Below are 12072 nucleotides of genomic sequence, written 5' to 3' on the forward strand. Positions count from 1 at the left end.
ATTTTTAGAATTTGTCTTTAGTGAAGCAACTGATTATGAAACCTCTTCGCCAACAAAATCGTCCGGTTATCAGCTATGTTCCTCGCGTGGAGCCCGCGCCACCAGAGCATGCGATTAAAATGGATGCGTTTCGTGACGTATGGATACTACGCGGAAAATATGTCGCTTTTGTCTTAATGGGGGAGGCGTTTCAACGTTCGCCTGCATTTACGGTCCCGGAATCAGCACAGCGCTGGGCTAATCAGGTTCGCCAGGAAAATGAACTAAGGGATTAATGGATATAAAAAAACCGCCGGAGCATGATACTCCGGCGGTTTTTTGTTTTTTAGCTGACAGACTTAGCGATGCGCCAGTTCGGCGTTATCGTCGCTGTCCAGAATCGTTTTATCAGTCTGCTTGAGCCATTGGCTGGTCAGCGTACCGGCAGTCATGGAACCGCTTACGTTCAGCGCGGTACGACCCATATCGATCAGCGGCTCAACGGAGATCAGCAGCGCAACCAGCGTGACTGGCAGACCCATAGCGGGCAGGACGATCAGCGCGGCAAATGTTGCACCGCCACCGACACCCGCAACCCCTGCGGAGCTCACGGTCACGATACCAACCAGCGTGGCAATCCACATTGGGTCCAGTGGGTTGATACCGACGGTCGGTGCAACCATTACTGCCAGCATTGCCGGGTACAGGCCCGCACAACCGTTCTGACCAATCGTGGCACCAAACGAGGCGGCAAATGAGGCGATGGATTCAGGCACGCCCAGACGACGGGTCTGCGCTTCAACGTTCAGCGGAATTGAGGCTGCGCTGGAGCGGCTGGTGAAGGCGAACGTCAGCACTGGCCATACCTTGCGGAAGTATTTTAACGGGCTAACGCCGTTAATACCCAGCAAAATCCCGTGAACCACGAACATAATGCCCAGACCGAGATAAGAGGCCACGACGAAGCTACCCAGCTTGATGATGTCCTGCAGGTTGGAACCTGCAACCACTTTGGTCATCAGTGCCAGAACACCGTACGGCGTCAACTGCATCACCAGACGGACCAGTTTCATCACCCAGCTTTGCAGGGTATCGATAGCGACCAGAACGCGCTCGCCTTTTGGTGCATCATCTTTCAGCAGTTTCAGCGCGGCTACACCGAGGAATGCAGCGAAGATAACCACGCTGATAATCGACGTCGGGTTCGCGCCAGTCAGATCGGCAAACGGGTTTTTCGGAATAAACGACAGCACCAGTTGCGGAACGCTGAGGTCAGCCACTTTGCCAACATAGTTGGTTTCAATCGCGTTCAGACGGGCGGTTTCGGCACCACCTTGCACCAGACCTTCGGCGGTCAGGCCGAACAGGTTGGTCACCAGAACACCTACCAGTGCGGCAATCAGCGTGGTAAACAGCAGCGTGCCGATGGTCAGGAAGCTAATTTTACCTAACTGAGAGGCGTTGTGCAGACGCGCAACGGCGCTGAGAATAGACGCAAATACCAGCGGCATAACAATCATTTGCAGCAACTGGACATAACCGTTGCCGACAATGTTGAACCACTGTACTGAATCTTTAAGAACCTGGCTGTCGGAGCCATAAATGGTGTGCAGCGCGAGGCCGAACACGACACCCATGACCAGACCGACCAGTACTTTTTTGGCCAGACTCCACTGTTTGTGACGGGCTTGCGCCAGCACGAACAGCAGCACTACGAACACGATAATGTTCGCGATTAATGGAAAGTTCATCCCCGTTCTCCTGATCTTATTATGCGTATCACCGTTTAAAGGTGATTCTGTTGGCGCAAGATTAGCAGAACTGTGACTTGCCTCTTATATTCAAATGGAATTGTTTATACCTAAAATGACTTTTTGGCTGATTTATTAGTCAATCTGATGCGTTATGAAACGATTGAACTGCATTTGTAGCGTATTAATCATCTGCGAAGACCAGCGTACCGCGCTGTTCTCTTGTACGGTTTGCGGCATCCAGATTGCCCATGCGAACAGTGCCATACACAGAAACCGCTCCAGTTGATTGCCTTTTTGCGGCACGAGGATGGGCAGACGAAAACGCCAGCGGCAGGGCCAAAGCAGGGGAACGCCTGCTGGAGTCAGCATGTCAGCCAGAATGTGACTAAGATAGCCGAGTACCATACCTTGTAAGGCATCAGCCGGTATTATCCAGGTATCCGGGACTTTCAGGTAGAACGTGGCCAGCAGGGCAAAAACCGCCAGCAGGCTATGTGTAAACCCGCGATGACCAAATGCCCGGGCAATGGGTTTTGATATCCACTTCAGACGCTGCCCCAGCAGAGATTTGGGATGATCGATATCCGGCAGCAGGCACGTTAAAATGGCTGAAGGAACAATATGCCACCAGTCACCCTGCGCAAGAACGGGCGTTAGCTCGGCATTCTTGGCAAATACCGCACAGGCAATAGAAAAAAGAAGGTGGCCTTCCGCCGTCATGATAAAACCCAATAAACTGTCGATTCATACAGTATAGGGGTTTTATACAGTAGGCGGAAGAGGTGACGTTGTAACCCTTTGTCACAAGTGCGCCTTTACCGCGCCAGCCAACCACCGTCCACGGCCAGCGTATAGCCATGAATATAGTCAGAGGCGGGACTTGCGAGGAACACGACCGGACCTTTTAGATCATCCGGCGTGCCCCAGCGCCCTGCGGGAATACGATCGATAATCTCCTTATTGCGCTCGCTGTCTGCGCGCAGTTGCTGGGTGTTGTTGGTCGCCATATAGCCGGGCGCGATAGCATTGACATTAATTCCTTTGGCCGCCCATTCATTGGCGAGCAGGCGAGTGATGCCCAGAACGCCGCTTTTTGATGCGGTATAGGAAGGTACACGGATACCCCCCTGAAAAGAGAGCATCGAGGCAATGTTAATGATTTTTCCACCATTGCCCTGCGCCACAAACTGGCGCGCCACGGCCTGCGACAGAAAGAAAACGGATTTGAGATTCAGATTCATCACGTCATCCCAATCTTTTTCACTGAAGTCCAGCGCATCCTGACGGCGTATAGTTCCTGCATTGTTGACCAGAATATCGACCCGGCCAAACGCCGACACCGTTTGTGTCACGATGCTGGTGAGAGCATCTTGTTGACTGAGGTCGGCCTGAATGGCCATAAAGCGTCGACCGAGGGCGTTAATTTTCTCTGCGGTTTCATGCGGTATTTTACGATTCACGCCGACTACATCGCAGCCCGCTTCAGCCAGCGCCACTGCCATACCCTGCCCGAGGCCGGTGTCACATCCAGTGACGATGGCGACTTTACCCTCGAGACGAAAAGCTTCCTGAATCATGTTTACCTCAACTATTTATGTCATTAACGCTTGCGCTATAGGGCAAGGATAGGAGAGGTTAAACAGAAACACAATTAAAAATGAAACGGCGTTTTAAAAATTAAGGTCTGAAAAGACGGGCAATACGATCATTGCCCGTTACAGGATTAGCCGCGCAGATGAGCGGCTGTGAGTTCGGTGAGCGAGGTTAGTTTGACGTCGGCAAGAACGAAGCGAGGATCGTCCTGATTCTCATGCGCTGGTACGACGATGGAACGCATACGGGCAGCTTTCGAGGCAATCATGCCGTTCACTGAGTCTTCCAGTGCTACGCAGTTTAACGGGTCAATGCCCAGTTTCGCCGCACAATCGAGGTAAACTTGTGGGTGCGGTTTGCTGTAAGGCAGTTTTTCTGCAGAAGCCAGCGCGTCGAAGTCATCGCGCAGATCAAACATGGTCAGCACTTTTTCCAGCATATGTAGCGGCGAGGCGGATGCCAGTCCTACTTTGATTCCCTGAGATTTGCACAGTGCCACAGCTTCACGAACGCCTGGCAGCAGCGGTTTTGTTTCTTCAACCAACGCAATGGCCCGGGTAATGATGCGCTCGGTGACTTCCTGACGTGAGGGGCCGTTCCAGGGTTGCTGCGCAAACCACAAATCAACCACCATGTCGATGCGTAAGCCAAGGGTATCGGGAAGTTCATGGCGGCGGGAGATATCAACGCCTAAACTTGCTATCACATCCAGTTCAGCCTGATCCCAAAGCGGTTCAGAATCGACCAGTAACCCATCCATATCGAAAATTGCAGCAAGAATTTGACGCGGGGTTGACATTACAACCTCTCCTTTACGGTGATAAAAGGGATTAGAGCCAGCCTGGACGGACTCTGAGCGTTCATTATGGCTAATTCAGAAGTATACCGCCTTTAAAGATCAGGCGAAAACGGTAATCAACGGGTAAACTTAGGCCAAAATGACACGTCTTAATCAAGGGGAACTCATGACGTATCAACAAGCTGGACGCATTGCCATCTTGAAAAGGCTGGTGGGATGGGTGGTTTTCATTCCCGCGCTGATTTCAACGCTGGTTTCAGTACTGAAGTTTATGTACGCGCACAGCGAAAAGCAGGAAGGGATTAACGCGGTCATGCTCGATTTTGCCCATGTGATGATCGACATGATGCGGGTGAACACGCCTTTTCTTAACGTGTTCTGGTATAACTCGCCAACGCCCGATTTTCAAAGTGGGCTGAATCTCGTTTTTTGGCTGATATTCATCCTGATTTTTATCGGCCTGGCGTTGCAGGACTCAGGCGCCAGAATGAGCCGCCAGGCGCGTTTCTTACGCGAAGGCGTAGAAGATCAGCTAATTATGGAACAGGCAAAGGGCAGTGAAGGATTATCCCGCGAGCAACTGGAGTCGCGAATTGTGGTACCGCACCATACGATCTTCTTACAAATTTTCCCGCTTTATATTCTGCCGGTGATCGTTATCGTGATCGGCTACTTCTTCTTCTCATTGCTGGGCTTTTTGTAAGTGCCGAACTATCGGGCCTGCCTCGTTGCGAAACGGCAGGCCTGATAAGCAACGCAGTACGTCGTTAAGCCGCCAGTAATCTATCCAGTGCTTTCTGCGCCACAACCAAATGCTGTCCCCCGAACAGAATTGCCCGATTCAGCAGCGTATAGAGCTGGTAGATTGGCTGCCTGTCGAGAAAGTCCAGCGGCAGTGGCGAGACAGACTGGTAACCGTCATAAATTTGCGGCGGCTGATCGGTATGTAACGGCAGCATTGCCAGGTCACACTCTCTGTCCCCCCAGTAGCAGGCAGGGTCAAAGATGTACGGACCGTTAGGACCGAGGGCGCAGTTCCCGGACCACAAATCACCGTGCAGGAGAGACGGCTGCGGCTGATGAGAAGAGAGACGTTGCTGAACGTGTTCGACGATGGCGTCAATATTGCCAAACGCTATGCCTTTTTCAGCGGCGAGTTCCAGCTGCCAGCCTATACGCTGCTCGGCGAAAAAGGTTGACCAGCGACGTTGCCAGGTATTTGGCTGCGGCGTGGTAGAGAGCGCGTTATCGAAGTCGAGACCAAACTGAGGCTGGTCGCTCCATTCGTGCAAATGCGCAAGCTGTTGACCGAGGATAAACGCGTTATGCGCATCAAGCGGACGGGGAGGGAGGAAATCCATCACCAGAAAGCTGTAATCTCTGTCTGCGCCTACTGCCCAGACTTTCGGTACAGATACAGTTTGACTGCGGGAAAGTAGCTCCAGCTGATCGGCTTCTGCCGTAAAGCCGGTTAACAGCTCTCTTTCATCGCATTTGACGAAAAAATCTCGCCCCGCATAGCGTAAATGCCATGCGGCGTGGATCTCTCCGCCGGGCAGTTCATTACGCAGTTCGATTTCGCCTTCACCTAATTGCTCGCTTAAAAGACGACTGATAGCCTGCCACATGATGTCTCTCCCCATGTTGTCTGCCAGATCATAAGGTTAGCGCAAGAATGCGGTTAAAAAACACGAACTGACGCACACCACGGACGCGTCATCGCTGGAAAGGCACTTAATGTTTGTCGCTCTTCTTCACCTCGCACCGTTGTGGAGACGTCTGACTGCACATGATTCACTTCTTTGTAATCACGTGATTTTTTAGCATAGACGTATAACCCCCATGCCGACAGTTTTACCGGAACATCCCCCTTCTGTTAAAAGGGGGACGGTGCCATTACTGCGCAAGGTATGCATATATTTTTTGCGTATCGTCCAAAGCGCACAGACGCGTACCCTGATTCAGGGTTGCTGCGCTACCGGCGGCGACACCGTAACGGACAATATCCTCAAAAGGCGCGTTCTCTGCCAGTTTAAGCGTCATGGCTCCGACCATACTGTCGCCTGCACCTACGGTACTTTGACTTTTCACCGGTGGCGGAACCACCTGAACGCAGGTATCGCGATCTACACCCAGCGCCCCTTGCGGCCCAAGCGATACCACAACGCGGTGCGCTTTTCCGCTTTGCACGATTTCCTGCGCGGCCTTGCGCACATCATCGGGCTGTGTCAGTTCGCGGTTTACCAGCGCACTCAGTTCTTTGAGGTTGGGTTTGACCAGTTCGATATTGCCGATGGCTAACGCCGCCGTCAGTGCTTCGCCTGAACTGTCGACAATACAGCGGATCCCCTGTTTTTGTGCGGTGGTAATGAGTCGGGTCAACTTCTCAAGCTGTACGCCGGGCGGCAAACTGCCGCTGATGACCAGCAGCGCACCAGACTCAATTTCCAGCACCTGATCCTGAAGCTGGTAGAACTCTTCATCGGTCAGCGCAGCGCCTGGCATGACAAAACGATATTGTTCGCCGCTGGACTCCACGTGGACATGAAGATTTTGTCGGGTCCAGTCTTTGGCTTCGACGGTAGATACGGGAACATTTTCGTCGGCGAGCAATGCAACAAGATGCTCTCCGGTTGCTCCCCCCGCGGGGAAAATCGCCGTTGCGGTTCCGCCAAGATGGGCAATTGCGCGAGCGACGTTGATACCGCCGCCGCCGGGTTCAAAAACCGGCGAGGTACAACGAAGCTTACCTTCCGGGTAAATTTGCGGGGTGATTGTTGCGCTATCGAGAGAGGGCGCAAGTGTTAACGTATAGATACGTACCATCTTTACCTCCTGTTAGGCTGAACTCAGTCTGGCACTTAACCTCCCGAAAGTGAAGTAATTAACAACATGATTTTTCATATCTTTATTTAAAATTATCGCCATAAAGATATATAAATAAAATAAAGGTTTAGGAACGCTCTTATTCAAAAAATGAAATAAGAATTTATTGCTATGTTATTCGAGTCTTTTTATAATTTGTTACCTTTCAAGGGTCTTTTGTCATTGATCCATATGAAAGTTTCCGAGACCGTAATGGTCTCTTTTTTTGTTGTACGGACTCTTAATAAATGAAGCTTTTGAAGACAGTGCCCGCAGCATTACTGCTGACGGGAGGCCTGCTTGCGTCAATGCATGCTGTAGCCGATGATTCCGTTTTTACTGTCATGGATGACCCTTCCAGCGCGAAAAAACCCTTTGAAGGTAACCTGAACGCGGGATATCTCGCCCAGTCAGGCAACACAAAAAGTTCTTCTTTAACCGCAGATACCACCATGACCTGGTACGGCCAAACGACCGCATGGTCTCTGTGGGGAAATGCCAGCAATACCTCCTCAAATGATGAGCGTTCATCGGAGAAATATGCCGTAGGTGGCCGTAGTCGTTACAACATGACCGACTATGACTATCTCTTTGGACAGGCAAGCTGGTTGACCGACCGCTACAACGGCTACCGCGAGCGTGACGTGCTGACAGCGGGTTATGGTCGTCAGTTCCTCAACGGACCTGTGCACAGCTTCCGTTTCGAATTCGGTCCTGGCGTGCGCTATGACGAGCACACGGATGGCACCACCGAAACACAGCCGTTGGGCTATGCGTCCGGGGCTTATGCATGGCAGATGACGGACAATACCAAGTTTACTCAGGGTGTGTCGGTATTCGGCGCTGACGATACCACGCTCAACTCTGAAACCGCCCTGAACGTTGCCATCAACGAGCACTTTGGGTTAAAGGTGGCTTACAACGTGACCTGGAACTCTGAACCGCCGGCAACAGCGCCGGAACATACCGATCGCCGCACGACAGTTTCCCTCGGCTATCGGATGTAATGACAAGCCGGGTCAAATAAATGACCTGGCTTTTCTAAATTAAAGTTAAGTTTATTTAATATTTAATTTGCGTTTTATTTTTTTATCTGGTCATAACGCGCTATTTTCAGACAAATTCGATTAATCGATAAATAAACGAAAGCGGAACAGTGGGTGAGCGTCATTTAGCCCCAGATCATCGCAGCCCAGCGCAGCATCAACATGGCCGCACAAATAACGAGCAGAATCACAACCATCTTCCAGTGTTTCTTCGCAAAGCGATTTGTGGGCATTGTTTTTTTCCTGCTCAGGTTAGATGACTTTGTGCAAGTGTAACAAAGACGGTTGGGTGTCAGTGAATTGATTTACATCATAGAGCGCGCGTTGATTGTTGCTTTGATCGACCCGTAATGCCGTGTACACTGTCAAACGGTGTTATCAAAAAGCGGGTGTAGGTCCAGTGTGGTCTTTAAGGCAACCAGTGACATATTTCGCAGAGTGAAGCGGGAATCAGCCCACACCTTTTTGATAATTTTAAATATTGAATCTTTGTATGTGATCTTACGTGTGGGTCACCACTGCAAATAAGGATATAACATGCCTGTTATTACTCTTCCTGATGGCAGCCAACGCCATTACGACCACGCTGTAAGCCCCATGGATGTTGCGCTGGACATCGGTCCAGGTCTGGCGAAAGCCACTATTGCTGGCCGTGTTGACGGTGAGCTGGTAGATGCTTCCGATCTGATTGAGCATGATGCGAAGCTCTCCATCATCACCGCGAAGGATGAAGAAGGTCTGGAGATCATTCGTCACTCCTGTGCGCACCTGTTAGGGCACGCGATCAAACAACTCTGGCCGCACACCAAAATGGCGATCGGACCGGTTGTTGATAACGGTTTTTACTACGATATCGATCTTGACCGTACGTTAACCCAGGAAGACGTCGACGCGCTCGAGAAGCGGATGCACGAGCTCGCTGAGAAAAACTACGATGTCATTAAGAAGAAAGTCAGCTGGTACGAAGCGCGTGAAACCTTCGTGAAGCGTGGCGAGACCTATAAAGTCTCCATTCTTGATGAAAACATTGCCCATGATGACAAGCCTGGCTTGTACCATCATGAAGAATATGTCGATATGTGCCGTGGCCCGCACGTGCCGAACATGCGTTTCTGCCATCACTTCAAACTGATGAAGACCGCAGGGGCATACTGGCGTGGCGACAGCAATAACAAGATGCTGCAGCGTATTTATGGTACTGCATGGGCAGATAAAAAAGCCCTGAATGCCTACCTGCAACGTCTGGAAGAAGCGGCCAAACGCGATCACCGTAAAATCGGTAAACAGCTTGACCTGTATCATATGCAGGAAGAAGCACCGGGTATGGTGTTCTGGCACAACGATGGCTGGACTATCTTCCGTGAACTGGAAGTATTCGTTCGTTCAAAACTGAAAGAATACCAGTATCAGGAAGTGAAAGGTCCGTTCATGATGGACCGTGTGCTGTGGGAAAAAACAGGTCACTGGGATAACTACAAAGATGCAATGTTCACCACCTCTTCTGAGAACCGTGAATACTGCATTAAGCCAATGAACTGCCCAGGCCACGTGCAGATCTTTAATCAGGGTCTGAAATCCTATCGCGATCTGCCGCTGCGTATGGCTGAGTTTGGTAGCTGCCACCGTAATGAACCGTCAGGTGCGCTGCATGGCCTGATGCGTGTTCGTGGCTTCACTCAAGATGATGCACATATCTTCTGTACTGAAGAGCAGATTCGTGATGAAGTTAACGCGTGCATTCGTATGGTCTACGATATGTACAGCACCTTTGGCTTCGAGAAAATCGTCGTCAAACTGTCCACTCGCCCCGAAAAACGTATCGGTAGCGATGAAATGTGGGACCGTGCTGAAGCTGACCTGGCCGTTGCGCTGGAAGAAAACAACATCCCGTTTGAGTTCCAACTGGGTGAGGGCGCGTTCTACGGTCCGAAAATTGAATTTACCCTGTATGACTGCCTCGATCGTGCATGGCAGTGCGGTACTGTACAGCTGGACTTCTCCCTGCCGTCCCGTTTAAGCGCCTCTTACGTTGGCGAAAACAACGAGCGTCAGGTTCCGGTTATGATTCACCGTGCAATTCTTGGGTCGATGGAACGTTTCATCGGTATCCTGACCGAAGAGTTCGCTGGCTTCTTCCCGACCTGGCTCGCGCCGGTTCAGGTTGTGGTCATGAACATCACCGATTCTCAGTCTGAATACGTTAACGAATTAACGCAGAAACTACAAAATGCGGGTATTCGTGTAAAAGCAGACTTGAGAAATGAGAAGATTGGCTTTAAAATCCGCGAGCACACTTTACGTCGTGTCCCTTACATGTTGGTCTGTGGCGACAAAGAGGTAGAAGCAGGCAAAGTTGCCGTGCGCACCCGTCGTGGCAAAGACTTGGGCAGCCTGGACGTAAATGAAGTGATTGAGAAGCTGCAACAAGAGATTCGCAGCCGCAGTCTTCAACAACTGGAGGAATAAGGTATTAAAGGCGGAAAACGAGTTCAAACGGCACGTCCGAATCGTATCAATGGCGAGATTCGCGCCCTGGAAGTTCGCTTAACAGGTCTGGAAGGCGAAGCTTTGGGTATTGTGAGTCTGAGAGAAGCGATCGAAAAAGCTGAAGAAGCTGGAGTAGATTTAGTTGAAATCAGCCCTAACGCCGAACCGCCAGTTTGTCGTATTATGGACTACGGCAAGTTCCTTTATGAAAAGAGTAAGTCTTCTAAGGAACAGAAGAAAAAGCAAAAAGTTATCCAGGTTAAGGAAATTAAATTCCGTCCTGGCACCGACGATGGCGATTACCAGGTAAAACTCCGCAGCCTGGTACGCTTTCTGGAAGATGGCGATAAGGCTAAGATCACGCTGCGTTTTCGCGGTCGTGAGATGGCCCACCAACAGATCGGTATGGAAGTGCTCAACCGCGTCCGTGACGATCTGAGTGAACTGGCAGTAGTCGAATCCTTCCCTACGAAGATCGAAGGCCGCCAGATGATCATGGTGCTCGCTCCTAAGAAGAAACAGTAAGGCCTTCAAGTAGCAATGTCTGTGGGGCCTACGGGTTCCACAGCCGTTGTTCGCCTACGTTTCGTTTATTAACAATGCGAAGTGGAAGTTATTAAAATGCCAAAAATTAAGACCGTACGCGGTGCTGCTAAGCGTTTCAAAAAAACCGGTGGTGGTGGATTTAAGCGTAAGCACGCAAACCTGCGTCATATTCTGACCAAAAAATCTACTAAGCGTAAACGTCACCTGCGTCCAAAAGGCCTCGTGTCTAAAGGCGATCTGGGTCTGGTTATCGCGTGCCTGCCGTACGCATAAGCCGTTAACGTTTAATTCATTTTTTTACTAAGAATATAGATACAGGAGAGCACATATGGCTCGCGTAAAACGTGGTGTAGTTGCCCGTGCACGTCACAAGAAAATTTTGAAACAAGCTAAAGGCTACTACGGTGCGCGTTCTCGCGTATACCGCGTTGCCTTCCAGGCTGTTATCAAAGCTGGTCAGTACGCTTATCGTGACCGTCGTCAGAAAAAGCGTCAGTTCCGTCAACTGTGGATTGCGCGTATCAACGCAGCAGCACGTCAGAACGGTATTTCTTACAGCAAATTCATCAACGGCCTGAAAAAAGCCTCTGTTGAAATCGACCGTAAGATCCTGGCTGACATCGCAGTATTCGACAAAGTAGCGTTCACCGCTCTGGTCGAAAAAGCGAAAGCAGCTCTGGCATAAGCCGGTGAAAAGAGGGAGCCTGGCTCCCTCTCTTTTATTTGTAGTGCAATCAATTAGTTGACAATTTATCCGTAAGCCTTTTCAATAAAGGTTGTCCGGTTTTTACCACACAAGGTAACGCAAGCATGAATGCTGCTATTTTCCGCTTCTTCTTTTACTTTAGCACCTGAACTCAGGAGGCTTGCGCGTGAAAGAAGAAACGGAAAACAGCGCCTAAAAGCCTCCCTGGTGGAGGCTTTTTTTATACGCGTCATCCTTCAAGTTGTCTCTATATTGGCTGCATTCGCTCTTTGGCCGCGTTGATACAACTTGAATGAT

General features: G+C 50.5%; 15 protein-coding genes and 1 other annotated feature. Of the genes, 8 read left to right on the top strand and 7 right to left on the bottom strand.

All coding sequences use genetic code 11. The features are described 5' to 3' along the window. The first annotated feature begins 11 nt into the window (after positions 1-11). Positions 12-275 (top strand): cell division activator CedA, encoded by a 264-nt coding sequence (cedA, locus tag OGY68_RS16545; protein ID WP_008784569.1) that lies wholly within the window; start codon positions 12-14, stop codon positions 273-275. Positions 276-338: 63 nt separating this feature from the next. Here cedA and tcyP read toward each other — a convergent pair whose 3' ends face one another. The 4 genes from tcyP to hxpB form a co-directional block, all read right to left on the bottom strand. Beyond that, on the bottom strand, positions 339-1730 hold the full coding sequence (gene tcyP, locus OGY68_RS16550; RefSeq protein ID WP_003832558.1) for a cystine/sulfocysteine:cation symporter: 1392 nt from the start codon (positions 1728-1730) through the stop codon (positions 339-341). Positions 1731-1865: 135 nt separating this feature from the next. Next, entirely contained in the window at positions 1866-2465 is a 600-nt protein-coding gene (locus OGY68_RS16555; protein ID WP_008784570.1) for a metal-dependent hydrolase, read from the bottom strand. Positions 2466-2548: 83 nt separating this feature from the next. After that, complete coding sequence (kduD, locus tag OGY68_RS16560; protein ID WP_048214334.1) at positions 2549-3310, bottom strand: 2-dehydro-3-deoxy-D-gluconate 5-dehydrogenase KduD; 762 nt, start codon at positions 3308-3310, stop codon at positions 2549-2551. Between the two features lie 146 nt (positions 3311-3456). After that, positions 3457-4125, bottom strand: a complete 669-nt coding sequence (gene hxpB, locus OGY68_RS16565) for a hexitol phosphatase HxpB (protein WP_003832561.1) — start codon at positions 4123-4125, stop codon at positions 3457-3459. 166 nt (positions 4126-4291) lie between these two features. Here hxpB and OGY68_RS16570 point away from each other — a divergent pair, with 166 nt between their 5' ends. After that, positions 4292-4828 (top strand): YniB family protein, encoded by a 537-nt coding sequence (locus OGY68_RS16570; RefSeq protein WP_057066966.1) that lies wholly within the window; start codon positions 4292-4294, stop codon positions 4826-4828. 64 nt (positions 4829-4892) lie between these two features. Here OGY68_RS16570 and OGY68_RS16575 read toward each other — a convergent pair whose 3' ends face one another. Then, positions 4893-5753, bottom strand: a complete 861-nt coding sequence (locus OGY68_RS16575; RefSeq protein ID WP_003030598.1) for a fructosamine kinase family protein — start codon at positions 5751-5753, stop codon at positions 4893-4895. 268 nt (positions 5754-6021) lie between these two features. Further along, positions 6022-6951: a 6-phosphofructokinase II gene (gene pfkB / locus OGY68_RS16580; RefSeq protein WP_048226753.1), complete on the bottom strand. Its 930-nt coding sequence runs from the start codon at positions 6949-6951 to the stop codon at positions 6022-6024. Positions 6952-7238: 287 nt separating this feature from the next. Here pfkB and OGY68_RS16585 point away from each other — a divergent pair, with 287 nt between their 5' ends. Then, positions 7239-7997, top strand: a complete 759-nt coding sequence (locus OGY68_RS16585) for a DUF481 domain-containing protein (RefSeq protein WP_003832568.1) — start codon at positions 7239-7241, stop codon at positions 7995-7997. A gap of 164 nt (positions 7998-8161) precedes the next feature. On the opposite strand, the gene yniD is transcribed toward OGY68_RS16585, so the two are convergent. After that, positions 8162-8269, bottom strand: coding sequence for a small membrane protein YniD (yniD, locus tag OGY68_RS16590; protein ID WP_003030590.1), 108 nt, complete (start codon positions 8267-8269; stop codon positions 8162-8164). A gap of 304 nt (positions 8270-8573) precedes the next feature. On the opposite strand from yniD, the gene thrS reads away from it, so the two are divergent. From thrS to pheM, 5 genes are all read left to right on the top strand, one after another. Beyond that, positions 8574-10502 carry a threonine--tRNA ligase gene (gene thrS, locus OGY68_RS16595; protein ID WP_003832572.1) on the top strand — a complete coding sequence of 643 codons (1929 nt, stop codon included), beginning with the start codon at positions 8574-8576 and terminating at the stop codon, positions 10500-10502. Between the two features lie 3 nt (positions 10503-10505). Then, the gene (infC, locus tag OGY68_RS16600; protein WP_048997935.1) at positions 10506-11048 is read left to right on the top strand and encodes a translation initiation factor IF-3; all 543 of its coding nucleotides are present in this window, start codon (positions 10506-10508) and stop codon (positions 11046-11048) included. A gap of 96 nt (positions 11049-11144) precedes the next feature. Next, positions 11145-11342 (top strand): 50S ribosomal protein L35, encoded by a 198-nt coding sequence (rpmI, locus tag OGY68_RS16605; RefSeq protein ID WP_003030583.1) that lies wholly within the window; start codon positions 11145-11147, stop codon positions 11340-11342. A 55-nt stretch (positions 11343-11397) separates the two neighbouring features. Continuing rightward, a complete protein-coding gene (rplT, locus tag OGY68_RS16610) occupies positions 11398-11754 on the top strand; it encodes a 50S ribosomal protein L20 (RefSeq protein WP_003030578.1) in 357 nt (118 codons plus the stop codon). A 120-nt stretch (positions 11755-11874) separates the two neighbouring features. Further along, positions 11875-11999: a sequence feature (Phe leader region), on the top strand. After that, complete coding sequence (pheM, locus tag OGY68_RS16615) at positions 11880-11924, top strand: pheST operon leader peptide PheM (protein WP_001386830.1); 45 nt, start codon at positions 11880-11882, stop codon at positions 11922-11924. It overlaps the preceding feature by 45 nt. Positions 12000-12072: the final 73 nt, after the last annotated feature.

The organism is Citrobacter sp. Cpo065 (assembly GCF_030332805.1).
Taxonomy (GTDB): Bacteria; Pseudomonadota; Gammaproteobacteria; order Enterobacterales; family Enterobacteriaceae; genus Citrobacter; species Citrobacter portucalensis.

What these genes read in the sequence shown, in the direction of transcription:
- tcyP (WP_003832558.1), bottom strand. Translation starts at nt 1,730, where the DNA reads ATGAACTTTCCATTAATCGCGAACATTATCGTGTTCGTAGTGCTGCTG.
- kduD (WP_048214334.1), bottom strand. Translation starts at nt 3,310, where the DNA reads ATGATTCAGGAAGCTTTTCGTCTCGAGGGTAAAGTCGCCATCGTCACT.
- hxpB (WP_003832561.1), bottom strand. Translation starts at nt 4,125, where the DNA reads ATGTCAACCCCGCGTCAAATTCTTGCTGCAATTTTCGATATGGATGGG.
- OGY68_RS16570 (WP_057066966.1), top strand. Translation starts at nt 4,292, where the DNA reads ATGACGTATCAACAAGCTGGACGCATTGCCATCTTGAAAAGGCTGGTG.
- OGY68_RS16575 (WP_003030598.1), bottom strand. Translation starts at nt 5,753, where the DNA reads ATGTGGCAGGCTATCAGTCGTCTTTTAAGCGAGCAATTAGGTGAAGGC.
- pfkB (WP_048226753.1), bottom strand. Translation starts at nt 6,951, where the DNA reads ATGGTACGTATCTATACGTTAACACTTGCGCCCTCTCTCGATAGCGCA.
- OGY68_RS16585 (WP_003832568.1), top strand. Translation starts at nt 7,239, where the DNA reads ATGAAGCTTTTGAAGACAGTGCCCGCAGCATTACTGCTGACGGGAGGC.
- yniD (WP_003030590.1), bottom strand. Translation starts at nt 8,269, where the DNA reads ATGCCCACAAATCGCTTTGCGAAGAAACACTGGAAGATGGTTGTGATT.
- thrS (WP_003832572.1), top strand. Translation starts at nt 8,574, where the DNA reads ATGCCTGTTATTACTCTTCCTGATGGCAGCCAACGCCATTACGACCAC.
- rpmI (WP_003030583.1), top strand. Translation starts at nt 11,145, where the DNA reads ATGCCAAAAATTAAGACCGTACGCGGTGCTGCTAAGCGTTTCAAAAAA.
- rplT (WP_003030578.1), top strand. Translation starts at nt 11,398, where the DNA reads ATGGCTCGCGTAAAACGTGGTGTAGTTGCCCGTGCACGTCACAAGAAA.